General features: G+C 48.9%; 21 protein-coding genes. 2 read left to right on the top strand and 19 right to left on the bottom strand.

The genetic code is table 11. The features are described from left to right. Positions 1-90 precede the first annotated feature (90 nt). Positions 91-1,371, top strand: coding sequence for a helix-turn-helix domain-containing protein (locus HNQ56_RS03805; RefSeq protein WP_429142963.1), 1,281 nt, complete (start codon positions 91-93; stop codon positions 1,369-1,371). On the opposite strand, the gene HNQ56_RS03800 is transcribed toward HNQ56_RS03805, so the two are convergent. The 7 genes from HNQ56_RS03800 to rsxC all read right to left on the bottom strand — a co-directional run bounded on the left by HNQ56_RS03800 (position 1,355) and on the right by rsxC (position 8,029). Beyond that, a complete protein-coding gene (locus HNQ56_RS03800) occupies positions 1,355-2,632 on the bottom strand; it encodes a hypothetical protein (protein ID WP_429142961.1) in 1,278 nt (425 codons plus the stop codon). The genes HNQ56_RS03805 and HNQ56_RS03800 overlap by 17 nt on opposite strands. A 235-nt stretch (positions 2,633-2,867) precedes the next feature. Continuing rightward, a complete protein-coding gene (locus HNQ56_RS03795) occupies positions 2,868-3,734 on the bottom strand; it encodes an RnfABCDGE type electron transport complex subunit B (protein ID WP_429142959.1) in 867 nt (288 codons plus the stop codon). 17 nt (positions 3,735-3,751) lie between these two features. Next, complete coding sequence (gene rsxA, locus HNQ56_RS03790; RefSeq protein WP_429142957.1) at positions 3,752-4,324, bottom strand: electron transport complex subunit RsxA; 573 nt, start codon at positions 4,322-4,324, stop codon at positions 3,752-3,754. Positions 4,325-4,329: 5 nt separating this feature from the next. Next, entirely contained in the window at positions 4,330-5,034 is a 705-nt protein-coding gene (gene rsxE / locus HNQ56_RS03785) for an electron transport complex subunit RsxE (protein WP_429143020.1), read from the bottom strand. A gap of 2 nt (positions 5,035-5,036) precedes the next feature. Then, positions 5,037-5,687, bottom strand: a complete 651-nt coding sequence (locus HNQ56_RS03780; RefSeq protein WP_429142955.1) for an RnfABCDGE type electron transport complex subunit G — start codon at positions 5,685-5,687, stop codon at positions 5,037-5,039. Next, complete coding sequence (locus tag HNQ56_RS03775; protein WP_429142953.1) at positions 5,677-6,672, bottom strand: RnfABCDGE type electron transport complex subunit D; 996 nt, start codon at positions 6,670-6,672, stop codon at positions 5,677-5,679. Before HNQ56_RS03775 ends, HNQ56_RS03780 begins: the two co-directional genes overlap by 11 nt. Positions 6,673-6,709: 37 nt before the next feature. Then, complete coding sequence (gene rsxC / locus HNQ56_RS03770; RefSeq protein ID WP_429142952.1) at positions 6,710-8,029, bottom strand: electron transport complex subunit RsxC; 1,320 nt, start codon at positions 8,027-8,029, stop codon at positions 6,710-6,712. Positions 8,030-8,361: 332 nt separating this feature from the next. Here rsxC and HNQ56_RS03765 point away from each other — a divergent pair, with 332 nt between their 5' ends. Beyond that, the gene (locus HNQ56_RS03765; RefSeq protein ID WP_429142950.1) at positions 8,362-10,527 is read left to right on the top strand and encodes a substrate-binding domain-containing protein; all 2,166 of its coding nucleotides are present in this window, start codon (positions 8,362-8,364) and stop codon (positions 10,525-10,527) included. 86 nt (positions 10,528-10,613) lie between these two features. Here HNQ56_RS03765 and spoIIID read toward each other — a convergent pair whose 3' ends face one another. The 12 genes from spoIIID to HNQ56_RS03705 form a co-directional block, all read right to left on the bottom strand. Further along, positions 10,614-10,883: a sporulation transcriptional regulator SpoIIID gene (spoIIID, locus tag HNQ56_RS03760; protein WP_429142948.1), complete on the bottom strand. Its 270-nt coding sequence runs from the start codon at positions 10,881-10,883 to the stop codon at positions 10,614-10,616. Positions 10,884-10,995: 112 nt separating this feature from the next. After that, positions 10,996-11,970: a glycosyltransferase family 8 protein gene (locus HNQ56_RS03755; RefSeq protein ID WP_429142946.1), complete on the bottom strand. Its 975-nt coding sequence runs from the start codon at positions 11,968-11,970 to the stop codon at positions 10,996-10,998. Between the two features lie 70 nt (positions 11,971-12,040). Continuing rightward, complete coding sequence (locus tag HNQ56_RS03750; protein WP_429142944.1) at positions 12,041-14,365, bottom strand: hypothetical protein; 2,325 nt, start codon at positions 14,363-14,365, stop codon at positions 12,041-12,043. 33 nt (positions 14,366-14,398) lie between these two features. Further along, positions 14,399-15,844: a flippase gene (locus tag HNQ56_RS03745; RefSeq protein ID WP_429142942.1), complete on the bottom strand. Its 1,446-nt coding sequence runs from the start codon at positions 15,842-15,844 to the stop codon at positions 14,399-14,401. Between the two features lie 14 nt (positions 15,845-15,858). Next, on the bottom strand, positions 15,859-17,796 hold the full coding sequence (locus tag HNQ56_RS03740; RefSeq protein ID WP_429142940.1) for a leucine-rich repeat protein: 1,938 nt from the start codon (positions 17,794-17,796) through the stop codon (positions 15,859-15,861). Between the two features lie 23 nt (positions 17,797-17,819). Continuing rightward, positions 17,820-19,169 carry a DUF4832 domain-containing protein gene (locus HNQ56_RS03735; protein ID WP_429142938.1) on the bottom strand — a complete coding sequence of 450 codons (1,350 nt, stop codon included), beginning with the start codon at positions 19,167-19,169 and terminating at the stop codon, positions 17,820-17,822. Next, entirely contained in the window at positions 19,166-19,909 is a 744-nt protein-coding gene (locus HNQ56_RS03730) for a glycosyltransferase family 2 protein (RefSeq protein WP_429142936.1), read from the bottom strand. Before HNQ56_RS03730 ends, HNQ56_RS03735 begins: the two co-directional genes overlap by 4 nt. Further along, complete coding sequence (locus tag HNQ56_RS03725; RefSeq protein WP_429142934.1) at positions 19,875-21,137, bottom strand: glycosyltransferase; 1,263 nt, start codon at positions 21,135-21,137, stop codon at positions 19,875-19,877. The genes HNQ56_RS03730 and HNQ56_RS03725 overlap by 35 nt, the downstream gene beginning before the upstream one ends. Further along, positions 21,134-21,523: a DUF2304 domain-containing protein gene (locus tag HNQ56_RS03720; protein ID WP_429142933.1), complete on the bottom strand. Its 390-nt coding sequence runs from the start codon at positions 21,521-21,523 to the stop codon at positions 21,134-21,136. The genes HNQ56_RS03725 and HNQ56_RS03720 overlap by 4 nt, the downstream gene beginning before the upstream one ends. Positions 21,524-21,539: 16 nt before the next feature. Continuing rightward, complete coding sequence (gene pelG, locus HNQ56_RS03715) at positions 21,540-23,000, bottom strand: exopolysaccharide Pel transporter PelG (RefSeq protein ID WP_429142931.1); 1,461 nt, start codon at positions 22,998-23,000, stop codon at positions 21,540-21,542. A 61-nt stretch (positions 23,001-23,061) separates the two neighbouring features. Then, on the bottom strand, positions 23,062-24,522 hold the full coding sequence (pelF, locus tag HNQ56_RS03710; RefSeq protein WP_429142930.1) for a GT4 family glycosyltransferase PelF: 1,461 nt from the start codon (positions 24,520-24,522) through the stop codon (positions 23,062-23,064). Positions 24,523-24,542: 20 nt separating this feature from the next. After that, a complete protein-coding gene (locus HNQ56_RS03705; RefSeq protein WP_429142928.1) occupies positions 24,543-26,453 on the bottom strand; it encodes a DUF2194 domain-containing protein in 1,911 nt (636 codons plus the stop codon). Positions 26,454-26,460 lie beyond the last annotated feature (7 nt).

Here is a 26,460-nt window from a genome sequence, read left to right as displayed (position 1 = left end):
CAATATCTTGTATCTGGAAATGTGTGCAGCACCTTTTGACGCTTTAATCATGCTATGCTTGAATAAATGATTGATAATGGAGGTGTGTTAATGAATTATCCTAACAACCAGGTAGGTTACACTGATCCGAAAGAATTCTGGGATAGTCTGCATCTGGATATTCTCACTTCCAATCAGAATATCTCACAGAACGACTATCGTTCTTTTATAGAAAGAAGCTTTGTTTTCTCTATGTTTTTCCGGGGCTGCCACCCGTTGGAGCTTCGGGGCTTCCGCCGGCTTCTGGATCTTCAGGAACATGGCTATTGTATTATACTGGATCTGCCCGAGCTGCAGCAGGTCGGTTTGAACGAGGAGACCACGGACGAACTGGAGATCTATTATTTTATCCATAACCTGTTTACGGATCATAACCAGTTTCCGGATCACCGCCTGTACATCGGACCGCTCTTTGCCAACCGCGTCTGCCTGCTGGTGACCTGCGCCGCTCCTGTGCCGGAGAACCACAAGGAGGAAAGTCTTGCCCTCAGTCTGGAGCTGCAGAAGGAATTGAAGCAGCAATTCCAGATCAATCCCTCCATTGCCGTCGGGAGCCTGCAAAGTATCAATGCAATCTATACTTCTTTTATTGATGCTCTCTCCGCTCTATATTTCCGGCGTTCCGAGCCGATTATTTATTATCAGGACAAGACACTGACCGCCTCCGGGATGGATTTTGATTATCTGCTGGCGGAGAAATACCTGTTGGAGGCCATCCGGCTGCGCAAGACCGATTCCTATGATTATTTTGCTCTGATTATGGACTGGGTGCGTAATTTCTGTGATGATACGAAGAGGGACAAGATTCTGGAGCTTCTGGTGTTGTCCAGTCATTCCATGAGGCTGGATAACCAGGAGGAAGTACCCTTTATAAGCTATACCGGAGTAGCCAGGGAGTTGATGGAATTAGAAGGCGACGCGTTGATCGAATGCGCTTATAAGAATTTTATGTTTCTTACCAATTATGTAAAGCCCCAGAGCAATATCGACTATTCCAACCACATTGTGCAGGCCACCAAGGAGTATCTGGAGACACATTACGCGGAGGAAATCACCCTGGAGGATGCGGCGGAGCAGGTGAATATCAGCCCCCAATATTTCAGCAAGCTGATCAAGAAAACCACGGGCTTTAATTTTATTGACTGGCTCTCCATCCTTCGGGTAAAGAAAGCAAAGGAGCTGCTGACCAACTCCAATCTTACGGTCAAGGAAGTATGCTATATGGTGGGATATAAGGATCCCAACTACTTCAGCCGTATTTTCAAGAAACGGATTGGCATCACTCCCAGCGAGTACGTAAAAACCAGCTCCTATTTTAACAATAAGAGCTGAAGAATAATCCGCTATACATAGAGGTTATATAAGGGTTGGGCCAGTTTCTGGCCTCCCTATTGGGGTAGGTAAGTACTTTTTTATCCAGGTATTCCATAGGATTTATTGCAATGGCTTCCGCTTTGTCCATAAGCCTTGCAATAAAACCGTTCTCTCTGGTGAACAGGCTCTCCATCCCCTGATCCTGCGCAGCCATCACCGCCAGCGGGTCCTCAAGAGACAGCAGACCGCTGTCATCCGCCCGGATTCCGCAGGCTTCCAGCTCTTCGTGGAAGATCTTCTCCAGGCCTTTCATCTCATTGAGGAACCTTGAGGCGCGATAATGCTCCTCATTGTCCCTGGTGCGGTTATGGGCAAGACGGATCATGCTGTTATACGTGTCCAGCACTCTTTCTGTCTCGGCCAGAATTCTCTCACTGTCAGAAACCAGCCGGATACTAACCGGTTTCTCACTGACCGCCTTCAGGGTAATCCGCAGCTTTCCCTCCAAAGTAAAAACATTGGTAGCCGTCCGATGGCTGACCTCGTTGAGGGCAAACCCGGCCGGTATGGATCTCTCCTCTATCCGGTTCATTCCAAAATACTCTGCCAGCCCTGTCTTCCCGGCCTCCGAATCCGAAAATTCAAAAACCGGCTCTCCGTTCTTTCCCGCCTGACCGGACAGAATGGACAGTCTCCCATACTCCCTTCTGCCGCCTGCCTCTACCGAGACTCTGATTCCGGGCACCGTCTGGTTCAGATACTTCGCGATCCTCGTTAATGCTTCCTGATTTTCCATCTTCCTTTCATGCAAGTAAGTGAGATCCTGATTCTGATCCCCTACTCTCACATGGAACTCATAGGTTCCCGTCGGCAGCCCCTGAGAAGTCAGCATCAGATCCTTGCCTGTGTTCTTCTGGGGTGATGCCAGAGAGGTGACCGCAAGGGTCATGTTCTCCGGAAGTCCCTGGGTGTCTTCCTGCAGCAAGCTGGCTTCCAATACCCTCTCATCACTGACAGAGACGGCCTTGGATGCCCAAAGCGGGTTCTCCGGCTGAACCAGGGCGGAGAGCCTGCTCTTCAGCTCAAGGGCGGCTTCCTTGATGCCAAAGGCATATTCCTGGTTTTCCTTCGATAGATTCACCTTATAGAGAGGAGAGGACTTGTTCTGGTTTATGATATTATAGTATACCTTTTTCAATTCACTTCTTTTATGAACCGGATACAGAATCTCCTTTTTTACCGGATAGCTTTCCAGCAGATAATTATATACCATTGACATATCAGCTCCTCCTCTCCCTGTTATTATGACCGGCGATCATTCCCCGGCCTCTTCTTCCTGTTCTGTGAATCCATTTTATAGTATTTGCCCGCAACATTCAAGCAGGACAAATGTCCGTGTTTTCTGTATCCAATTCTTTTGTTACCGTTCCATGTGAACTGTAACCTTCTTTTTAAATACAGTCAGAGGGAGAACCATGTTCTTCGCCCGGCTCCCCCCTGAACGCTAACCTTCTTTATGCAGATTGCACCTGGATTATCTTAACCGGACATACTGCCGCACATTTCCCGCAATTGGTACATTTGCCGTAATCGATATAAGCCAGATTATTATTCACATGGATCGCATCGAACTCACAAGCCTTCTCACAGAGCTTGCAGGCGATACAACCCACGGAGCAGGCCGCTTTCACATCCTTGCCCTTATCCAGGGAGCTGCAGCCCACCAGATGCCTTGCGGCCGCAGGTACCATCTCGATGAGTTCATTGGGACATTGGGCGGTACAGGTGCTACAGCCGGTGCATTTCTCCTTATCCACCACTGCTATGCCGCCGATGATATGAATTGCATCAAAGGCACAGACCCGGACACAGGAGCCAAAGCCCATGCAGCCATAGGTACATTTTTTATTCCCCCTGCCGGGAACAGCAGCCGCCTTATTGCAGTCCCTGACACCGTAATATTCATATTTCACCTGGGTTTTATCACAGGTTCCCATACATCTCACATAGGCAACCTTCCGTTCGGTCTCCTCTATGGCGGTTCCCAGAATTTCCGCAATCTTAAGATGGGCTTCTCTATTGGCCACCGGACAGGCATTGGCAGGCGCTTCTCCCTTGGCAATTGCTGCAGCCAGTCCGTCACAGCCGGGGTAACCGCAGCCTCCGCAGTTGGCTCCCGGCAGCAGCTCCCTGACAAGAAGCTCCGTCTCATCCTGCTTCACCTCGAAGGTCTTAGCGGCAAAGCCGAGAAACAGTCCGATGAATAAGCCGACTCCCGCAACGATCGCAGTAGCAACCCCAACTCCCTGAAGGCTTACCGCGGCAAATACCTGTATTGTTTCGGAAAGAAAAGCATTCTGTAATATGTTCTGAATCAGCATTCTGTTTTTCCTCCCTTCTACAATCCCGCAAATCCGAAGAATGCCATAGCCATCAGACCTGCTGTAATCAATACGATGGGTGAGCCCTGGAAGGACTTTGTAACATCGTTGTATTCAATCCGCTCACGGATTCCCGCCATAATGATGATGGCAATGGTAAATCCGGCGCTGGTTCCAAAGCCGTTGATGGTACTGGAAAGCAGGCCGTATTCCTCCGTAACATTAATTAACGCCACACCCAGAACCGCACAGTTGGTGGTAATCAAGGGAAGGTATACGCCCAGGGCCTCGTAGAGCCCGCGGCTGTACTTCTTCAGTACCAGCTCCACGAACTGCACCAGGCAGGCAATCACCAGAATAAATACAATAGTCTGGAGATAGGCCATATCCAAAGGTACCAACAGCCCTGTGTAGATGAGGCTGCACAACGCGGAGGCTATGGTAATAACAAAGATAACTGCCGCTCCCATGCCTGCCGCCGTATTGGTCTTCTTTGATACGCCCAGAAACGGGCATAAGCCAAGGAATTGACTTAAGACAACATTATTTACAAGAGCCGAGCCAACAATGATCATAATCAGATCCTTCATCTTAATCAATCCTCCTTATTCTTATTTTGTATTCCGGCTTCCTCCCGGCTGGTGCCGCCCATACAATGGGCGCAGTCGCCGCCGCAGCCGGTGCTGTTCTTCGCCTGGTCATTGGTTGCGGAGGGCAGCTTCAGTTTATTCTGAAGCGCCGTCAGAATCGCCAGGGTGAACAGGGCGCCGGGCGCCAGAATGAAGATGGTAATCGGCTCAAAGCTGTCCGGGGTGATCTTAAAGCCAAAGACACTTCCCGCTCCGAGGATCTCACGAAAGACACCAATGATGCTCAAGGCCAGGGTAAAGCCGAGGCCCATTCCGATTCCGTCAAACAGGGACAATCCCACAGAGCTCTTTGCCGCATAAGCTTCCGCTCTGCCCAGAATGATACAGTTCACTACAATCAGAGGAATATAAATTCCCAGAAGCTGATTCACTACCGGTACATAGGCCTCCAGAAGCAGCTGCACTACGGTAACCAGGGATGCAACCACCACAATATAGGCCGGAATACGAACCTTATCCGGGATGAATTTACGCAGGGCGGAAATCAGCAGATTGGACATTGCCAATACCACCGTGGTGGTAAGACCCATATACAGGCCGTTATTACCGGAGGTGGTTACCGCCAGGGTCGGACACATTCCCAGCATGATGATAAAGGTAGGGTTTTCCTTGATTACACCGTTATAGATCCGTTCCGTATATTTGTTCATTTTCATGACTGTCCGCCTCCCATCTCCGGGGCATACTCTGTTATAAACCAGATACCGGCATTCACCGCATTGGTGACCGCCCTTGAAGTAATGGTGGCTCCGCTGATGGCATCCACCTGATCCTCCGAGGCCGCTCCTGTCTTGGTTACAACAAACCGGAGTACTTCTTTATTCAAAAACTGATCAATGAATGCCGGCTCCCGGGCCTTCATTCCCAGGCCTGCCGTCTCACTGATGGACAGGAAGGCAATGCCCTTGATCCGTCCTTCCAAAGAATAGCCAAAGACTAATTTAATTCCATCCTTATAGCCTGCGGAGGTGGATACGGTGATATTATATCCGGCAATTTCCCCGCTGCTGTTAAAGGCCTTGCTGATGCTCTCAATTTCCGCTCCCGCATAGTCGGTATTGACTCCGGCGAAATCCGTGCTCTTTGCCAGGCCGGTCAGTTCTGCTTCCTCTTCAAAGGAGGAGGCTTCGGGAAACACCTCCTGATTGGCCTTTCGTGTCTTCTGCACCGCCTGTACCGCGATGGGTTCCTTGGTCACCTCATAGACATAGCTGAGGGCCAGGCCGGATACCAGGGTAATGATAAAGAGCGCCAGGGCATCCCGAATTAAATCCGATTTAATGAAAGGCTTCTTATTTTTCACGGACCGCACGCTCCTTTCCGAAGGATTTCTGCCTTGTGGCCTTCTCAATCAGAGGAACCAGAAGATTACAGAAGATAATGGCGTAGGATACGCCCTCTGCCGTTCCTCCCATCAGGCGGAATAATCCGGTCAGTAATCCCAGGCTGATGCCGAAGACAATCTGACCCGGAGCAGTGATGGGACTGGTGACATAATCGGTCGCCATGAAAAAAGCCCCCAGCAATAAGCCCCCGCCCAAAATATGTCCCAGAACAAAGGTCATATCAAAGCCCCTGCCTCCGAAAATCAGAACAAATACCCCAAGAGACAGAATATAGGTCAAAGGGATCCTAAAAGAAATCACTTTTTTCAATAACAGATAGGCTGCCCCCAGCAGAATAGCAATTGCGCTGGTCTCTCCGATGGTTCCGCCTATATTTCCAAAAAGCATCCGATACAGATCCACTGTCTCCCCGGCCTTCATCGCTGCCAGAGGAGTTGCCCCGGACACTCCGTCCAAAGCCATAAAACCGTGCCGCACGTAATCCATTGCCCCCGGGGAAGCAATCTTCTCTATGGTAAAGCTGGTCATGCGCACCGGAAAGCTGATCAGCAGGAATACTCTGGCTGCCAGGGCCGGGTTCATGAAATTCTGTCCCAGACCGCCAAAAAGCATCTTAACGATCAAAATAGCAAATACACCGCCGAGAATTGCCATCCAGAACGGAAAATTCGCAGGCAAATTATAAGCCAGCAGCAGACCCGTGACCACCGCGCTGTAATCTCCGACGGAAAGGGGCAGCTTCATAAACCGACAATAAAGATATTCTGTCAGCACACAGGCGGCCACTGTAACGGCGATCAATAAGAGCGCGTTGATTCCAAAATTATAGACGCCGAAGATCCCCGCCGGGACCAGGGCCAGAATAACATCCAGCATGATTCTCTTAGTCGTAACCGGGCCTCTGGAATGGGGAGCCGCAGACACATGTATTAAATCACTCAACGTTTACACCTCTTTCATATTGTATGTTATGCCTTCTCTATGCCTTTTTCCTCTTAGCCAGGATCGCGTTCCTTGTCTGCATAATGGACTGGGATAAGCTTCTTCCGGCGGGACAAATATAGGAACAGCAGCCGCAGCCGCAGCATTCCAATCCGTCATACTTCACAAATCCATCCTCATCATTGCGGTTCGCCAGGTTCGCCAGCTGGAAGGGCATCAGCTGGAGCGGACATTTCTCCGGACATCTGCCGCAGCGGATACAGGGAGTCTCCTCCACCGCCGCCGCATCCTTCCGAAAGCCCAGAAGCGCGGAGGAGGTCTTCATCACCGGAACCTTGGTATCATACAGAGCCAGTCCCATCATCGGGCCTCCGGACAGTATCTTCTCCGGGCGGTCTGTGAAGCCGCCGGCTGCATCCAGAAGCTCCTCATAACCGGTTCCGATGAGCGCACTAAAATTCTGCGGATTCCTAACCGCATCCCCGGATACCGTAACAATTCTGCGGATCAAGGGGGTGCTGAGAGCCACCGCATTATAAATTGCAATTACCGTGTCTACATTGTCTACAATACATCCTACGTCGGCCGGAAGCTTCTTCGAGTTCAGCTTCCGCTTTGTCACCGCGTATACCAGCTGACGTTCGCCGCCCTGGGGATATTTTGTCTTAAGCTCCCGGACCTCCATACGCTCTTCCTTTGCCGTCAGCTCTTTCAGACGCCGGATTGCCTGGGGCTTATTGTCCTCAATGGCGATAACGCCTCTGGCATGTTCAAACAGTCCCAGCATGATCCTAAGGCCCCCTATGATTTTCTCCGGCTCCTCCAGCATCATACGAAAATCCGAGGTCAGATAGGGCTCACATTCGGCGCCGTTCACTATGACATAATCAATCTTGCTGTCATCCTTCGGCGTGAGCTTTACATGAGTCGGGAACCCGGCTCCTCCAAGGCCTACAATACCCGCATCCTTCACATAGCCGCGGATCTCCTCCCTGGTTAGCCTGCTATCATCCCGCTTTTCACCAAAGCCTTCTATCCTCTGATATTCATGATCATTTTCGATTACAATGGCTTCTGCCATGGCTCCGGATACCGTCAGCCTCTTTTCTATCCCTTTTACCGTTCCGGACACCGAACTGATTACATGAGCAGAGATGAAACCGCCTGCCTCGGCGATCCGCTGTCCTGCAAGGACCCTGTCCCCCTTTGCCACTAAGGGCTTGGCCGGAACGCCGATGTGCTGAAGCAGCGGAAATACCAGATCCCCCTTAGGCAAAAGAGGGGTTGTGGGCTTATCCATCGTCAGGTCTTTACCGTCATATGTATGGATTCCACCCGGAAATGTAAACCTACCCATAAAAGTTATTTCCTTCTTTCTCTTTATTATAGTATTGTAATGTTTTTCTATCAGCCTTAAGTAATAGGTCTTCCTTAAGGACATCATGTAAAGTATAACATATGCCGGCCCAATAGGACAGAATCGTTATTTAATTAACACAATTTATGACAGTTGTTTCACGATTGCGAAGAATAGAATGCCTCCTCCGTCTTTTTTTACAAATTACTTCATATTTTTTTCCATTTTAGCGTTGTACTTTGACCTACATGATGATAAAATGAAATATAGCGTCGTAATATTAAATTTCCAGCTTTAATAAGGCATAAAATATCTACGGGAGGATTTTTATTATGGGATTTATGAAAGGTATCGCAAAATCTATCAGGAAATTCTTATTTAACCGGAAGAATACCAGGGGGTCTATTCTTCGGCTGGCGGCCATCATTGCAGGTTTATTGGTGCTTATATCAATCATAGGATTGAGCAGCCCGACCGTCTTCCGCTACACCCTTCCCCTTGTGCTGGCTGTTTTAGTTGTGCTGTCCATTACTCTTTTGCTGATGCTGATGCAATTTATGAAGGCAATCAAGCTGATTGACAGGAACGCCGTCACACTGTCCCAGGGCAACCTGAATATCGATGATATTATATCGGACAAAACCAGGGGGCTTGAGGTTCTTACCTCTGCTTTCAATGATATGAAGCGGAATTTGTTAAGCTACATTGAATCGACAAAGGGCAATGTCATTATCTTGTCGGATGCCGTCGACAAAGTGACCAAGAGCATTGACATGACCTACAAAGGCAATGAGCAGATTGCATCAAACATCTCAATCGTAGCAGAGAAGGCCCAGGAGCAGCTCACTACCGCGAAGCAGACATTGCAGGGAATAGAGAAGGTGAATCTCGGTGCCGACCGTATCACAACCACTCTGGGGAGCATCGAGAACTTTGTGGAAACCACCGCAAATCTCACTTCTGACGGTGCCAAACAGCTGGACGAGTATTCGGGGCACATGCAGCTGATTTCCTCCAACCTGGATGAAACCTCCAGCTTCATTAAGACCCTGGATGCCAATCTTTCTGAAATCAACGAATTCGGCAATCTGATCATGAATATCACAGGGCAGCTCAATCTGCTGTCACTGAATTCCAGAGTGGAAGCCGCCCGTGCCGGTGAAGCAGGAAAAGGGTTCGCCGTTGTCGCCATGGAGATGAATAAGCTCTCCGATGCGACGAAGGAAAGCGTAACCCAGATCAACCACCTGCTCTCCAGCATCCTTAAGAGCAATGCGAAGGTAAGCGAAAGCATTCAGAATGTTACCAACACCTTTACCATGAGCAAGGAAATCTTCGATTCCATGAAGTCCTCCTTCTACACCATCAACAATAATGCAAGTATTTTAAATTCCGATATCAAGAGGGTTTATGAGGAATCCGTAATGATCAGCGAGAGCACAAAGGTTCTCAGCGGACAGAGCGCCGTGCTTCATGATGCCTCCGGCGAGATCTCCAACATCACCCAGGACGTTGCGGCTGTAACCCAGGAGGAGCTGGCAGAGAATGAAGAGATCAGTATGCAGGCCAATTCACTCAAGAAGATGCTCTCCGGTATCGAGAATCTTCTGAAGCGCTACAAAACCTCAATTCCTCCCGTCAGCCAGGCCAGCCCTAAGAGACTCCGGTTTGTTATGCTGTGCCCCAACAACGGCCCTCACTGGCAGGCAGCGGCACAGGGTGCGCTGTATGCCCAGACGGAGCTGAAGGATAAGAATACCCAGGTGGATCTGATCAGCTTTGATCCGGCGGACCGCAGTATTACAGAGACTCTGGACGGAATCATTGAAGAGGGCTGCGACGGTTTCATTCTTCCCGGCTTTGTCAAGGGGCTGGAGGAATGTGCCCGGAAGGCTGCCACGAAGAAGATACCCGTCATGACCTTTAACAGTGACTTTGAAGACACTTCAAAGCGCCTGTCCTATTTCGGTCCGAATCTTCAGGCGGAAGGAACTCTGGCTGCCGAGATTCTTGCCCGCAATATGGAGGAAGAAGGAAAGGTCATTATTTTCAGGGGCAATTCCTCTTCTCCTATTAACGCCATACGAAGAGATGCCGTTTCTGCCAAACTTGCCAAATATCCCGATATTATGATCACTTCCCAGATCGACGACATCGAGGAGCCCAGCCAGTTATATAAGAAGCTGAAGGAAATACTCTACTACTCACCGGATGTCAATGGCATCTTAATCATCGGCGGCGGCGTCCAGGGTGCGGCAAGGGCGATCGAGGAGCTGAAGCTCACCGGCAAGATCAAGCTCTATTGCTTTGAATACAGCGACGATATTATTAACCTGATCCGGAAGGGTGTCGTTAATATGGTATTTAAGCAGGATTATTTCGGGCAGGGTCATGATCCGATTATCTACCTGTACAATTACCTGGTGGCAAGAGAGCTGCCGGAAAAGGTTACCTATACAAGAACGGAAGTTATTGATAACTACAGTGTGACAGATTAGACGGCAACATATCGCCATTTAAGAAAAAGAGATCGGGGCTTTCGCATAGGGCTGACCTATGCGAAATACCCGATCTCTCTTTATTTTTAGTATGCTGAATTATATCTCGTCTTATGAAGGTATTTTTCTTTCGTTGCTAATCCGCCTCGAATATGGCGCTCTGACTTATTAAGGTCCAAGACTACCCTGGCTCTTTCCGCCAGGGAGGGGTTAATCTGAGTAAGACGTTCCGTTACGTCTTTATGTACGGTCGATTTCGAAATTCCAAACTGCTTCGCTGTCTGCCTTACGGTCGCGTTATTATCGATAATATAATTAGCGATCTCGACCGCCCGTTCCTCTATATAGCCTTTCATAGTGTCTGCGTCCTGACCCTGGGCAGAACGCATTCCCCCTTATTATCGTTGTTGTTACATTGTATGCAGGGGAAATCAGCCGTAGTACACGAAAAAGCCAGAGGCTGCGAAGTTATTCTTTGACATGGGTCAGCCAGCTGACAGAGCGATAGGCCAGCTCCGACAACCACAGCGGCATATGCCGGTAAAAGGCCGAAAATACTTTTACGGAACGGCTTCGGCTGTCCGGTAACAGGGGCTCGTCCTTCCAGGGGGAAAGCCTTGCCGCTTTATGATATTCCTCCCTCATGGGATGGGTACAGCTTTCCTCCCACGGCCTTCCCACCAGCCCTGAGGTAAAATGAATAATAGCCGGATTGGTCCTCGCCTCCTCCAGCTCTTCCTCTGTATAGAAGCTGTTCATAAAGTAGATGGACTTGATCGTTTTAGCGGAAAAGGAATAGAGATTGGACGTCACATTAAACCTGGGCCCCATTATCCGCTTCCGCCCTTTGCACACTCCATTAATGGTTCCCTGGTCATGATGAGGCACATTTCCCTCAAAGCTGCGTATAAATTCTAATATACGCTGCTCCAGCTTCTCCTGGCGCCAGCCCTTCAAATTAATCAGCAGGACTCCGGAATTCAGATAACAGTCCTCTTTTTCCAAACCAATCTTCTTTAGAAAGAAGTTATCCACCGTATCTCTCACTCCGGCAACCAGATATTCCTGCAGTTCTACCTTCCAGAATTCCTCCAGGGAGTCCCGGATTATCGTGTCACAATCCAAATAGAGAATTTTTGTATAGCTCTTCGGCAGAATCGAACCCAGGAATAACCGTGCATAAGCTGCTGTGGCAATCTTCCTTACTCCCATATTGAGATCCAGAGCGAGAACAGCTTCCTTTACAGGTAGAAAGGAAAGTTTCCGATGATATTCCTCCGCCATCGCTCTCAGCCTCTCTTTATTTGGCTCCTGGATGCCGCAATCCAAAATCAGTACCTCGATTTCATCGAATACCTTATTCGTCCGAAATAAAGATAGCATGGAAATTCCAAGATATTTCGCATAATTATCATCCGCTCCGTATGCAACACATAACTTCATCTCTTCCATCTTTATACCCGTGCCTTTCGCTATTTAATGACCTATTCAAAAGTGAATAGGCACAATATTGTCAATCCCATCCGTTTTTCCTGATCTCCTCCTCATAATCTGCCAGATAATCAATTCGCAGGTCATAGGGGCTGTAAGTATTCTGCTCCAAAAGATAGGCCACATAAATATCATCTTCATAATACACCTTAAAGTTGCGGGGATACATCCTCTTGAACTGCTCCGCCCAATAATATGCCTGGGATTCAATAATTGCACGCTGGAAATAATAATCCTGGCTGCTTGCCAGATAAACAAAATCCATGGCCGCATACTTCAGATCCACATTCACAGGACCGTAGAAATAATCCTGCAATACCTTTTTCTCAATAAAAAAGAATACGTATTGGGTGGGAAAGGTGAAGCCCTCCTGCTTTCCGTTTACCATGTTTATAAACTCCGAAAGCTGTGTATGCCGGCCATAATCCAGCACATCATAATATTCATCCGTCGGGGATACAATGGTATAGCTGAACCGGTCAAAGGATTTTTTAATATGGCGCAGCAGATACTCTGATTCATTGTAATAAGCCTGATTCACATCGAAAAAATTATGGTACCATCCAAAAGAAAGGATAACATAGGCTGCTCCGGCACAGACCGCCGCGGAAAGAAGCTTCAGACCCCTCTGGTAATAGCGGTTCTTCCAGCCGCCCAGAATGCGGAAAGCAAAATCCACCGGCAGCAGGTAGATAAAACCGATGAAAGGCTCCGCAAAGGTGGAAGCCCTTGCCGCCGCTATAATCTCCATCAATCCCAGCTGCTGCGATGCTCCCACCGTGCATAGAATAAGCATGTTGATAACCATGGCCAGATAATCATGCCCGCAGTTCCGGGTTCTCCTTGACAGCCCCAGAAGAATGGCACATAGGGTGCCCGCCAGCATACAGGCGAACATCAGCCAGATTGCACCGGAATGGAACATGGCCGTAATGCCGAAGTTCCACATCGCATTAAAATAAAATTTAACAATCTCTATGGGGGTCATGGAGGCATAATCAACCTTCACCCGCTCCTTCTGCGTATCCTCTTCGGCGGCAGTTCCATCCTCTCCTGCCGCTTCCTCCCCTCTCAAAGCCGCTTCCAGCTCCGCCTGGTAACCGGATTCGCTTCCTTTCCACTCTTCACCCGCGATAACGCTGGTTGCCCAGGCCATGGATTCCTGGAACTCCATTCCCTTGGCGAGGCAGGCCGCCATGGGAAGAACGGCGATTACCGCCCCCATCATGCCGCTGAATACAATCGGGATAAAATATTGCTTCTTGAAGGTTTTCGGAAGATAGGCCAGGCCGATGGCAACCACCAGAAATACCGCCGCAATGGCTGTATAAAAATGATAAGCGATTACCAGCCCCACACACAGCATCATAAGGATCATCTCTGAATTAAGATATCTCCGGTTAATATAGGAATTTATACGAAAGATCCTTCGCAGCCGGGAATCCCCGGGAATCACAAACTTCTCGCGATCCTTATGCATATATCGAATGATAAAATAGGCCATCCCGACTACTGCGTACATGCCGCCTTCCTGAGGCAAAGAAGCGGCATACCGCCCCTGGTTCAGCATCATACTGATCACCAGAACCACCGTAACCGGGGTGTATTTTCCACGGAACATTTCCTTAGCCAGCAAATACAGGCCAATCATCATCAAAACCGTCTGGTATGCCCCGGCATAGAGGAGAATCTCCCGCAGATTCAGCCGGAATATGATTCGTATAATATATACCATGGCGTGCATTCCAAAGGGATAGATGCCGTCGGAAAACAGAGTGCCGTGCTCCAGCTCATAGATCCAGGACTGATGCACCGGAATATCGGAGAATTGATAATTGTGATACCACATGACATTATGGGTCAAAAACCAGATATTGTACACAACTAAACCGGCAAGAATAAAAACCTCCAGCCAATTCTTCCTTATGAACCCCCATACCTTCCAGTCATGAACGGTTTTCCAAAGCTTTTTCCACCCATCCGACAGCAGCCGGAGCGAATATTTGACCAGCTGTTCCTGCTTATAGGCCTGCCGGAGAACATCCGCCGTCCCACTGCACCGGACAAAGAATTGTTTATCGGAGAAATTCCAAAGGATGAGAAGATACACAATTCCATTGCATAACAATATGCTCCAGCGGCTACAGATATTGAAAAAGCCCAGAAGCAGAACCAGATTGATCTGAAGGCTGCCCTGTGTGACGGTACAGAACCAGAAGCGATAGCCATAGCTCTTATCCTTGAGGTAGTTCCTCCACACAAAAAGAGGAATCAAAAAGTCCCGGATCACACACCCAAGCATTACCTGTATCATAGAGATCACATATGCATTTGTATCAACAATCATTTTCTTCTCACCTCTTTTCCCGCTGCTTTGCCTCTATCCTTTCAAGCTGTTGATTATTTCACTGAAACTGCGGTATTCCTTACTGATAAATCGTACATAAATTCCGCAGCCGGCCAGATACACCGCACCTCCCGCCAGTATCTGCAGCGGCAGCAGAAGAACCGGGGGCAGAAGCAATCCGCCCATGGCATAGGCCGCCGCGAACTCCAGGGCGCCGCAGGCCATAAAAGGCAGCAGCATCTTAAATAACTGACGGTATCGGTATACATCCCGGATATAATTCATCTGGTATACACATACCGCAACCTCCGCCACAAGGGTTCCGATCACCGCTCCGGACGCGCCGAAAAACGGGATCAGAGCCAAATTCAGAATAATATCTGTGACCGCTCCCAGAGTTACCGAGCGGATATAAACCTCCTCCCTCTGAAAGGGAATCAGATACTGGGTCTGAACCACCTCTGCCAGGCTCATTGGAATCATCACCATGGCCAGCTCAATGGTCAGCAGAATCGTCGGTCTGTATTCCGGTCCGAAAAACCAGGGAACAAAGCTGGGCGCTACTCCCGCGATTCCGAAGCACAGCGCACAGCTGACAAAGCTGTTGAACTTGATGGAGGTACGTATCTTCTGTATGCTTTCTTCTATCTTGTTCTTTGCCACCAGATTCGATATTCTTGGCAGCATCACCGTATCCAGTGCTGAAAGAATGCCCTTGGGAAGGTTGATTATATTCTCGGCATAAGTATAGAATGCAACAATTGCCGAACTTTTCACCATCACGCCAAGCATGATTTTATCCATCCAATGGTAACTGCTCAGCGCCAGCAGAGGAACAAAGAGCTTCAAATTCGGCACAATATGGCAAAGAATATCTTCCTTTTTGATCCGAACCCACTGTACCTGCCGGAATAAAAAGGGCAGCAGCTGGAGCTGTTCCAGCAGAAAGCAGACGGACATAATACCGGTATAGACCCACAGGTCTTTTTCCGAATGCACAAAGACAAACACGCCGAGGATGATAAGCGTTCTGGACATCAGACTCCGCACCATGGTAATACGGAATTTTTCCATGCCATAGAAAAACCAGCTGACATCAAAAAGAATGGAAGCCACATAGATTAACTGCATCCAGTAGACAGCCCGGTTTTCCCGAAAAACAGTCAGCACCAGCAGCAAATAGACCGCGATGGAGATTGCGGAGGTGACCAGCTGCATCAGGTAAATCCCCCAGAACATCCTGCTCCTTCTTACCTTATCCTCCCGGCAGGATGCAATACTGCGGTTTCCGTAATTGTCCAGCCCCAGCTTTCCAAACATAATAAAGTAGCAGGCCACCGTACTGGAAAAAGCATAGATTCCCACTTGCTCCGCCCCCAGGACACGGGCTACGTAAGGGGTAACCACCAGCGGCAGAATGCAGATGGAAAGCCGGTATATCACATTATAAATATAGTTCTTTTTTTCTTCTGAGCCCATTTATCCCATCCTTTTTAACGCTTCTCACTTCCCTCCGGGAACTGCAGCCTGGTATGCCTGTCAAAGGCTGTGGAGGCGATTGAGATATCTCCTGTTAGGATGATTACATCCGTCAGGGAAGTACATTTTGCAAATGCCAGGTGGTTGACAGACAGCATTTTCTTAGGAATTTTAATTTGTTTTAAACTGGAGCAGCCGTAAAAGCTCCGTTCATAGATATGCTCCAGCTTTGTGGAAAATTGAAAATAATCCAAGGCCTGGCAATGCAGAAATGCCGCCTTGCCAATGCTCTCCATGGCATCCACCTGTGGGATTGCCACTGTTTTCAGTTCCCTGCAGTAGGCAAAGAGGTAGCTTCCCAGGCTCCTGATTCTGCCGGTGAGAACCACGTTCTGCAGCCTCCTGCAGCCGAGAAACACTCCTCTTTCCAGAGTATCCAGCATGCTGTTCAAGCCAAATTCCACCGACATCAGGCGAATGCAGCCCATGAAGGTATACCGGGAAAGCTTTCGGAGAGCCGTGGGATAGACATGGTTCGTCTTCTCCTCCCCCTTACTCAGATGAGTAAATAAAAGCTGCTTCAGGGAACCGCATTCCGCAAAGGCATAGGGCCCGATCCGGACCACACTGGAAGGCAGACGCAATGTCTCTAAAGAGCTGCACCCGGCAAAGGCATGGGAGCCTATTCTGCCCAAGCGGCTTCCTTCCCCAATTATCACATGACGCAGATTCTTGCAATTATGAAATGCATGGGGCTGAATCTCCACCACCGTATTGGGAATTTCCACACTGGCCAACCGGTCACAGCCGTAGAACATGCCTCTTTTAATTACGGTGACATATTCCGGGATCACAATACCCGTCAGCTTACGGTTAAGGGCAAAGTCCAGGGAGTTCTTCTCATTATATTGCCGTAAGGAGGAAAAAACAAGAGGTTCCCCGGCGGGCTGGTCGGTCCGGGGGGAATACTGCAAAGCCTTGATCTTCTCTATTCTCCCCTTCCTAAGCAGCTGAATGTCCCGGCTGATCCGCAGCCCTTCTTTCCCTATGGAAATCTCGCGGCAGCTCCATTTTACAATGTAGCGCAGCAGCTTTACCAACCGCTTTAAAAACATAAAAATGGTGTGCCCCGGTGCCTTGATAAAATACATATAGGCATAAACCAAATAGTTAAGCCACATATAATTCAACCCGGACAGACGCAGCATCTGCCCGTAGAATTCATGTGTCATAGACCTGTTGACTATAAACCGGTCCATATACTTGTAAAGTATTTTTCGTTTATCCTGAAATTCATCCCAATCATAGGAAGTATGATTCAGCGTTATATAGCATTTGCAGAGTGAGACCGGAAGTATTAAAATCTTGTGTTTCTCCTTCAGCCTGAGAAGCATATCCCCGTCGCAAAAATTAACAAACTGCCGGTCAAAGCCTCCGGCTTCCCTTACCGCCTCAATCCGGTAAATTACCTGAGTCGACCTTCTTGCCGGATTATTCAGGAGCCAGGAGGAGGAATCCGAAGCCCCGTGCTCCATCAGCGAATCTACCGAAACCTCCGTCTTCCGTTCATCAATCAATACTCCGTTACAGCAGGAGGCTCCTGCCGCCGGCTCGCCGGACAGCTGCTGCATCTGCAGCAAAGCCTTCGTCTGATCCCATTCGTCATTGCTGCTTAAATAGGCAATATAATCCCCTTCCACCGTCTCCAGCATTCTATTACGGATTGCCGCCTCCGAAAACGATTGATCCAAACACAGATACCCCACCTCCGGAAACGCAACCAGATCCTCCTGCAGCCCAAGGCTGTATACGCTGTCAGGCTCATTGGCATCTGCTACCATCACTCGGACAGGCGAATAAAGCTGGGACAGAACACTGTTCAGCGCACGCAGAAAGCTTAAAGAAGTATTTCTTTTTGCAATTATCACTACATTCAGCAACAAATCCGACATTATTCTCTCCCATCCTGCACTGCTCAAATACTAATAGCGAAGTTACCTAAACTATAATCTCCCGAATAGTTGATTGCGGAGAAGGTATTTGTCATCTGAATCGGCTTCCCGGTTCTTGGATCATGGATCCCAAAGCACAGAATATAATATCTCTGTTCCAGATCGCCGCAGGGAATCTGCACCTCCAGCTCCACCGTATCCTGAGGCATCCACAGCCTGGTATCCGTATCCACCGTATATTCATGCACCTCTGAGAAGGAAGCGGTACGAACCACAAACTTCACGGTGAACGGATGATAGCAGGGGGCAAATCCCTGATTACTGATTTTGACTGACACTCTCATATTGCCGCTCTTATCCTCAGCCAGCGACAGGGAGGCCTCTTCTATGGTAAACCGGTATCCCAGGTGTGCCACAATATATTCAAAGGCAGTTCTGTCTTTCCAAGGAGCACGGTTGATTCCGGATTTAACACTCTTCCACTTCTCCAGCACTCTCTCATCATAATCACTGTGGAGATAAGAGATCCGCATCTCCCGCAAGGCTTCTATTGCAGGAGCCGCATCATTCCATGGACATTCGTTGACCACCTCTCCTCCGTTGGACACATACCGGCACAGTTGATTCTGGAATTCCAGTTCTTCCTTGCGCAGCAGCTTATCACCGCAGGATTTGGAATCCCGAAAGCTGATCTCTCCATAGGTTCCAAGATCTGTTTCAGAAGCCATAATCCCATCGTTAAATAAGGAAAATCTGGCCTTCTGGATATTCGTAAAGGCCGTTTCCTTATCCAGGGGCTGGTATGTCCTGAATACCATTCTCCAAAAGCTGGGACAGCGAAGTGCAATCTGAGTCTTATCCCCGGTGCATTCATAAATCTGTCTTGCCAGCCGGGTAACATGGCGCTCGCTCAGATAGCGGGAATTATGCATCTCACCCCAGCTGCCGATAAACAGTCCCTGTAAGATATAAATATCCCTCGTATATTCCTTCAGCAGCGGAGAGAGCTGGCTCATATGATTTACGATAATCTCCAGATCCTTGGGCTCACTGAGCACACCCTTTCCCTCCCAATCATATACAAAGCGGACAATCAGCTGCTTCTCCAGGGAGGAAAAATGCCGGAATATGCGGCGGATAATATCCAGGGCCTCTTTTGTCAGTTCTCTCTCGTTAAAATTCAGAAGATTGATCTCCACAAGGCAGAGCTGCTGTCCCTGTTCCACCTGCACCTCTTCAATCCGTACCCCTTCCTTCAGGATCACATCACTGTCGGCATAAAAGCGGAAGATAGAGTAAAGGCCGCAATATGGATTATTTAATCTCTCCGCCCTCTCTGACCGGGGAAGCGGAATCCATTTTAATTTTGTCATTTCTGCAATCCTCTCTTTATGCGGATTACCACCGTCCAGATGCTGAGGGGCATAATCATCATATAGGTCATCTGCTTCAGCAGCCCCGTATGCATGCTCACTCCCTCCGTCCTCTCATGCATGACGGATTTGGTCTCCATAATACGAAAGCCAAGGAGAAGCATCTGTATGATCATGTTGGCATCCGGATAGAAATAATCGAAATTACCATACATGGAATAGTAAGTGAACGCTCTTCTGTTTAACCCCTGCAGCCCCGATGTGGGATCGGTTATCCGCTGTCCGGTCGCCTTCTTAATCATCCAGGAAAACAAACCGATGGATATTTTCTTAAGCCGGGAAATCTTAAAGGATTCGCTTCCCTCCACGAAACGGGAGCCGATGACAATATCCGGCACATTCCCCTGGGAGTCCGGTGCCGTCAGGCAGTTGTAAATATGGGGGATATTGGACGTGTTGTGCTGTCCGTCCGCATCCAGCTGTATTACGAACTCATAACCGCGGCGCACCGCATACTTATAGCCAACCTGAAGCGCCGAACCATAGCCCAGGTTAAACACGTGAGTAACCAGTAAAACATTGTAGGAGCGTGCAATTACTCCCGTCTGGTCTTTGGATGCATCGTTTACCACCAGTATATCCGCAAAGCTTTGAATCTCCGGCCGGCATAGCTGGTCAAATAAAGCGGTCATATTCTTTTCCTCATTAAATGCCGGTACAATGATCAATACCTTTTTCATGTGCCTCAGCTCCCTTCTCATCCAGCATGGAGAGCATACACTCCAGATCCTCGGGAAAGTCCAGCTTTTTCTCAAGTACATGCTCTTCATATCTCTTTCGTAATTCATGGTCATCCATAACGCGCTTCAGCTCCTCCGCCAGCACATCCGCCTCCAGAGGCACCAGGGAACCGTCGTATCCATGGATAATCTGCTCCTTATTGCCGGTGCAGTCGGATGCGACAATGGCTTTCCCCAGAATCTGCGCTTCCTCAATCGCTATGCTCTTTCCTTCAAACCGGGTTGCATGGACATAGATGTCCGCCTGCTTCACATAAGGATAGGGATTCTCCCTGACTCCCAGGAGGAAAAAGGAATCCTCCACCCCCAGCTGCTTCCTCAGCTGCTCCAGATTCGCCCGCTCCATACCCTCACCGATCACATACCAGCGCACCGGGTAACCATCCGCCTTTAATCTTGCCAGCGCCCGGATGGCAATGTCATATCCCTTCTGGTAATGCAGGCGCCCTACTGTCAGCAGCCGGAAACCGTCATACTCATCCGTAAAGCCCCGGCCCCGCTCCGCCTTTTCCCGTATTGCCCCGGCATCCAGTATATTACGGAACAGATGTACTCTGTCACCGTACTGCGGGTAGACACTGCAGAACTTCTCACCCACTTCTCTGGAAACAACAAATATCTTCTCTGCAGCGCGGTAACAATCCCAGTCCATGAGGGGAGTGTACCCGGCTTTCTGATAGTCAATATGAATAAAGGCCGCTTTGTGCTTCGCGCGGACCCGATCCGCCAGGAAGTAGGCCGAAGCACCTTCAATATAGGCCACTGCCAGATCATAGCTTCCTTTCATCTCAGGACGTCCGTCCGCCAGAAGTCTCCAGAGGAGCTTATCATACTGCAGCTTCCTTCCGGCCGCTCTCTGTTCCCTGAGATTCTCCAGCAGATAGCCCAGTAAACGGAAGCCGGTCAGCTTATAGAAGAAGGAATAACAGACGGCTCCGGCAATCCGCATATGACCGGAAAAGGAGAGAACAGACCCCTTGCTCACATGCTTATTCAGAATATGAACTCCTTCCGGCACCCGGTCAAACAGCTCTCCGCAGGGAATAATACTATAGAGGGAGAGCTCATAATCTCCCATGGAATCCAGCTTCTTCAGCAGCTCGATGAGAGCGGTCTCCGCTCCGGCCCGTCCCATGGTATTAATAATAAACAGCAGCTTCTTCTTCATACTTCCTGCTTCTCCCGGACAGCCTCCTCATTTTGCTTCTGCTCTTTTAGTGAATTGCTTTCTTCATTCAGCAGCGACACCTGCATCGCCAGCTCCTGCACCCTGGCTGTCAGCTCGGCATTGGTCCGATAGCAATCAAAGATCCCATAAGTCGCCAGAACAAAGGCAATGGCAAAGATAATCGAGGGCGGGTATTCTACCGAGAACAGATCGGATATGAAGTAAACCAACTGGGGAATCACTCCGAACAGGATGATAATCACCCCTCCCATAATCCAGAACAAGCTCTGTTTCTCTGTCATCTTACGAACAATACTGGCTCTCCTCGCCATATAAATGAGAACAATACCTGTAACACACACCAAAATCCGCAATAAGATTGACATTCGTTTCCTCCCTTTTTTATCGTATTGTAGTTCTTCCTTTATATATATTATACACATCTGCTTCGGGCATGTCTTCCGAAATCTGCTTCAAGACAGTTCCCCGGCAGAAGATGTGGCTGTCCAGATTTCTCTCGATCCACCTCAGGCGGAAGTAAGAGAAGGTAAAGGCCAGAAAAGCCGCCGCTGTGAACCCCGCACCATACCAGATAACCGCCAGCTTCGTGGCAAGGATGGATCCCACCAGGGCAACCCCTGCATAAATAATGCCATTGATCATAGCACCGGTCAAATCGTCAAAGTAGTATAGAAATAACATCTCCGAGTACATCAGATAGGAGATAAAATATCCTACGGCCAGCTGCGGATAAATAGCCATAACCATACCTGAAAATCCCATTAAGGGCAGCGCGATGATTGCGATCAGATACAGAAGCACCGTCACCACAAATTGGATGTTTACCAAAGAGAACAGCTGGGAGGAAAGTCCGCGGAACATCCTCTTCTTGGAGCTCTCAATGCTGTCCAGCTTCCCTCCGATGACCGCGTCCGTGTAGTCCCGGTATCTCTCATGGAAATGCATCTCTACCCTGGAAATAAACAGTACGCTGGCCGAGATGCTGGTAAACATCGCCAGACAAGATGCCATATCATAGGGCTGATTGGAAACATAGGTGTTCCGAACCACCAGATTCCACGGCTGTGTCCAGAATACAAAATTATGAATAAATAACCCAAGAGTATATAAAAAATTAGAAACAATGAGCTTCCAGTATATTCTGTAATAATGAAGTACCTCCCGGTACCTCCGGCTGTTTCCCGGAAAATAACGCAGCACATTGGCCAGCTCCAGGGAGGCGATCAGCAAAAATCCAATGCTTAATGCCAGAAGCATGCTATAGGTAACGGAAAATCCCAGCAGAAACCGGAAGACCATGGACAGAAGAAAGGATAGTATCATACAGCTGATAAAGTACAGGGATATTTTCTTATATTGTTTTAAGATGGAATTATACACCATCGCGGCAAAGGTCAGGGAAAGTCCCAAAAATCCCATATAAGTGGTAAATACATAGTAGACCGGCACTCCGCCGACAACGATTTCGTAGATATAAAACGGAATGGCAAGCAAAGAAGCAAGGGTCAGATTCGTAATGATTCCGACATAAATACAGGGCTGGATGTCCTCATACCTCCGCTCATAGATCCGGTCTGTCTGAAATTTCGACAGCACAGAATTAAAAGGAGAGGATATCAAAAGCGCAAAAATAAAGATATAGAGGATGCTGCTGGAGAAGGTCTCCCTCTCCAGATATCCCACCGTATCAAAGCCCAGCACCCGGTACATTCCGAACAGACATCCGATTACCACCAGCATCGGAGCGATGGTATATACAAAGCTGAAACCAATTCCGTAAATAGCCGCCGCTACGGAATGCTTATCAAAGATTTTATTTAACTGAATCCCAAGACCTGCCATGGGCCATCCTGCCTTTCTCTCATTTTATCGCCGTATTCCCTCTATTCCATTCCCCCTTATTCTATATCTGTGGAACAAAGGGCTCTTCTCTGTATTCAACTTCACTAATCTCTGCCAACGCCTTATAAATTCTCCGATAAGCCTCCTCCATATAGACGCTCTGGTATTTATGCATCAAACGCTGGTATCCGTTCTCCCCCATCCTGCGGGCTGTCTCCGGATGCCTCGCCAATCTCAGTATGGCGCGTGATATTTCGGAGATATTCATGATGGGAACTACAATTCCCGCCTCCCCAAAGGAATCATTTTCACCATAGACGAGGCCGTGGCAATTCCCCACATTCGTGGCAATACAAGGTTTTTTCGCCGCAAATCCCTCCAGAATAGTGAGGGGCTGTCCCTCGCTGATGCTGGTCAAAATGGTCATATCCATCCTGCCGATATAATCCGCGGTTCGGATGCTTCCCGTGAATTCGATGTTTTCAGCCTGCAACGTCTTCACCAGCTCGCGGCAGTCCGCCGCATATTCCGGATCCTCATCATCCGGCCCCATGATCCATAGCTTCAGCCTCGGTTCTTTTTGATGGGCAAAGTGAAAGGCATTGATCATCGTCTTGACATCCTTGATTGGCGTCACCCTGAGAATCGCCCCCACATTAATATAAGGATCCTCCGGATCCTTCCCGGGAAGATCGGAGAACCTGCTTACATCAATCCCATTTGGCGTAATGACCGCCTTATTGGCCGGACACCCCAGCTCCAGCTGAAGGGAATGGGCCTGTTCAAAAAGTGCGGTTACCAGATCCGCATAATGATAAGCACATTTTGACATCTTCCGGAATTGCTCAATCCAGATGCTCTTATAGATACCCCGAACCCATTTTGCCTTGATGATCTCTTCCTCTCTCTCCCTGGTATAGATGCCGTGTTCACTGATCAGCAGCCGGGAATCGGGATAGGTGGTATACGCTTTGCTTCCGATCACTCCCGCATATCCGGTGGATACACAATGGTAGACATCCGCCCGGGGCACAGCGCACCGCAGCGCAAAAAACAGCGGAAGATACATGGAGCGCAGGGTCCACAAGAAGTCCGAGAAGGTAATGTCGGAAAACCGCATGGAGTAATACTCCTTGGTAATTTCCAGAAACTCCGGACTCATGAGTATATGATTAATCGAGATATCTTTCCGGTCAAAGATACGGAAGACCGTCGGCCAGTCCACTTCCTCGCCAATGATCAGACTGCGCAGCGCATCCACTTCCTTCTTCTTCAAATGCAGCCGGCCCCTGCCTGCTTTCTTGCCGCCAACCCAGTCCGCATCCTGGAGATAGACCTCATGAACCTCCGTCAGATTTCCCGGGAGCTGGTAGACAAACTTACCGCTGGAGCTGCGGTCCGAGATAATGGAAATCAGTTTAAATTCAATATTGGGAAACAGCTTGATTATGCTGTGTATCCAGCTGGACACTCCGCCTACCACATAGGGATAACAGCCTTCGGCTATGATACATACCGTCATATCCGCACCTCCAAATCATCTTACTTCCGGTCCGCATCTCCCTGTTCCGGATTGCTGGGGATTATCCTATTGTTCCCGGGCTTGCCAAGTACCTTCTCCTCCTTCAGCTGTATCCGGACATCAGCCGCCCGGGCCTTGATCAGCCAGGCCGTATCAGAGAGCTTCTCGGCACTGGCATTTTCCAACGAAGTAACGCTTCTGCTATAAGTACGGAGAACAAAATATGCCTCCTCGTCAAAGCCTCCGATAGAAATCCTCAGCTCATCCCCAAGCATTTCATACTCATAGTCCAGAGCCAGAAAGCGCCGGATGCGCTTCTCCATCTCATAGATAGAGACGGTATCCAGTTCGGCAAACTCTTTATAATAGGTATCTCCCTTGGACCATTTCAGACTTAGATTATTCCACTCGTCCTCGCTGCTCTCCGGATAAATAACGCGCCCGATGTCCACCCTGGCGCTGCTCATTCCAAGGGCATTCTCAAGACAGATCATCCTCAGATCATCCATGGTTTCATGCCGGTAGCCGTCAAGAAGGAATTTCACCGATAATACCGTATCATTGAGGAAGCTGATCAGACGGTTTCCCTCCCGGTAGTCCGACATTACCAGCCGGACATCCTTCAAAAGGCCGCGGCCCAGCTGCTCCTTGGCCTCGTCCTCATCAAAATCCGCCAGATACAACGCGGTAAAAGCATACTCGGGCAAGTGCTCCCCAAAAAACTCCTCCTGCTTCTCAAGGAGCTCCGCTAAATCAGTATCCGAAACCTGTCCCAGGGACAGCCCCATATCACCCGGAAGCTTGGAAATCTCCTTCAGATAGAAACCGATATAATCTTTAAGCGGACCTGTTTCGTCCTGATAATCCAACTGGGGAGCCGCAAAAAAGCTGAAGGATTTGCCGTAATTTTTTAATACCTGTATGATATTGGGCCAGAGCAGCTCTCTGACCACCGCCTCGGAGCTCCGGCTGTACAGCCGCTGCATGCCTGTCTCATTCTCATCCGAAAAATAAGGGTAATTTAACAAGGAGATCACTTGGGCATTCACCACCGGATACACATGAATCTCTTTTCCTGCGGACTGGAAGCCGGTAAGCACTCCCAGCAGGGACACTCCCCTGTAGATCTCGCTGTTCACAGAAAAGAGAAAGGACTTCCCTGTTTGAGTTCTCCACAGCAGCGGCGGAAGATCCTTGTCCTCGATTCCCAGCTCCTTCTGGTTCTCCAGAAGCCCGACGGAATATATTTCATACCCGGGCGCCAGCAAATAGTACGGCACCCTTATCTGTGTATCATCCTCTTCGCCGAAGTAATCTCCCTTCTCATACCTGCGCTCCTTACTCAAGAGAAAATCCGGGAAGATTTTTATTCCATCCGCCATTATTTCCCGGGCTTTGGCCTCTCTTATGCCAAAAAACCGGGCAAAGCGGGAATCCGTGCTGAGCTCTTCATATTCGGGCAATCTGGTAAAAATCATCGTAGTGCCCAGCTCGGCGTAAGAATATAACAGCTCTCTGTCCCGTGCGGTAATCTCTGTTTCTCCAAACAAGATCAGATCATAGCCTTCCAATTCCTCCGCTTTCGGCAGTCCGTTATAGAGGTAATAAAAGTACTTATTATAAGTACACCATTCTACCAGTATCCCGGCTGTCTGATCTTCTTCACCCGCTGATATAATTGCTGCCTGCAGCTTCGTTGAAGAGACGGGACGGCCTCCCGTACTGCCCGTCTGATTCTCTGAGGAGAGCTGCTCCAGGTTGAGGGAATCCGCGGTCACCGTATCCTTTCGATTCAGCTCCGCACGATCCTCGGCCCTGCTGTTGGTAGAGGCGTCCGACAAAATGTCCGAAGACACACCCACAAACATAAACATTACAAAAACCATTATTATCAATATCAGTATGGAAAGATAATTTTCTCTTGAAATCATAGGCTCC

Origin of the sequence: Anaerotaenia torta (genome assembly GCF_050433395.1) — a bacterium.
In the GTDB taxonomy this organism is placed as follows: Bacteria; Bacillota; Clostridia; order Lachnospirales; family Lachnospiraceae; genus Mobilitalea; species Mobilitalea torta.
This window is presented reverse-complemented; position numbering and strand designations above follow the sequence as displayed.

Excerpts from the sequence above, each read along its gene's own strand:
- HNQ56_RS03765 (WP_429142950.1), top strand. The coding sequence starts at position 8,362 with ATGGGATTTATGAAAGGTATCGCAAAATCTATCAGGAAATTCTTATTT.
- HNQ56_RS03720 (WP_429142933.1), bottom strand. The coding sequence starts at position 21,523 with ATGTCAATCTTATTGCGGATTTTGGTGTGTGTTACAGGTATTGTTCTC.
- rsxE (WP_429143020.1), bottom strand. The coding sequence starts at position 5,034 with ATGAACAAATATACGGAACGGATCTATAACGGTGTAATCAAGGAAAAC.
- HNQ56_RS03755 (WP_429142946.1), bottom strand. The coding sequence starts at position 11,970 with ATGAAGTTATGTGTTGCATACGGAGCGGATGATAATTATGCGAAATAT.
- HNQ56_RS03725 (WP_429142934.1), bottom strand. The coding sequence starts at position 21,137 with ATGAAGAAGAAGCTGCTGTTTATTATTAATACCATGGGACGGGCCGGA.
- HNQ56_RS03800 (WP_429142961.1), bottom strand. The coding sequence starts at position 2,632 with ATGTCAATGGTATATAATTATCTGCTGGAAAGCTATCCGGTAAAAAAG.
- rsxA (WP_429142957.1), bottom strand. The coding sequence starts at position 4,324 with ATGAAGGATCTGATTATGATCATTGTTGGCTCGGCTCTTGTAAATAAT.
- HNQ56_RS03795 (WP_429142959.1), bottom strand. The coding sequence starts at position 3,734 with ATGCTGATTCAGAACATATTACAGAATGCTTTTCTTTCCGAAACAATA.
- HNQ56_RS03805 (WP_429142963.1), top strand. The coding sequence starts at position 91 with ATGAATTATCCTAACAACCAGGTAGGTTACACTGATCCGAAAGAATTC.
- HNQ56_RS03705 (WP_429142928.1), bottom strand. The coding sequence starts at position 26,453 with ATGATTTCAAGAGAAAATTATCTTTCCATACTGATATTGATAATAATG.
- HNQ56_RS03730 (WP_429142936.1), bottom strand. The coding sequence starts at position 19,909 with ATGAAAAAGGTATTGATCATTGTACCGGCATTTAATGAGGAAAAGAAT.
- HNQ56_RS03750 (WP_429142944.1), bottom strand. The coding sequence starts at position 14,365 with ATGATTGTTGATACAAATGCATATGTGATCTCTATGATACAGGTAATG.
- HNQ56_RS03735 (WP_429142938.1), bottom strand. The coding sequence starts at position 19,169 with ATGACAAAATTAAAATGGATTCCGCTTCCCCGGTCAGAGAGGGCGGAG.
- rsxC (WP_429142952.1), bottom strand. The coding sequence starts at position 8,029 with ATGGGTAGGTTTACATTTCCGGGTGGAATCCATACATATGACGGTAAA.
- pelF (WP_429142930.1), bottom strand. The coding sequence starts at position 24,522 with ATGACGGTATGTATCATAGCCGAAGGCTGTTATCCCTATGTGGTAGGC.
- HNQ56_RS03745 (WP_429142942.1), bottom strand. The coding sequence starts at position 15,844 with ATGGGCTCAGAAGAAAAAAAGAACTATATTTATAATGTGATATACCGG.
- spoIIID (WP_429142948.1), bottom strand. The coding sequence starts at position 10,883 with ATGAAAGGCTATATAGAGGAACGGGCGGTCGAGATCGCTAATTATATT.
- pelG (WP_429142931.1), bottom strand. The coding sequence starts at position 23,000 with ATGGCAGGTCTTGGGATTCAGTTAAATAAAATCTTTGATAAGCATTCC.
- HNQ56_RS03740 (WP_429142940.1), bottom strand. The coding sequence starts at position 17,796 with ATGTCGGATTTGTTGCTGAATGTAGTGATAATTGCAAAAAGAAATACT.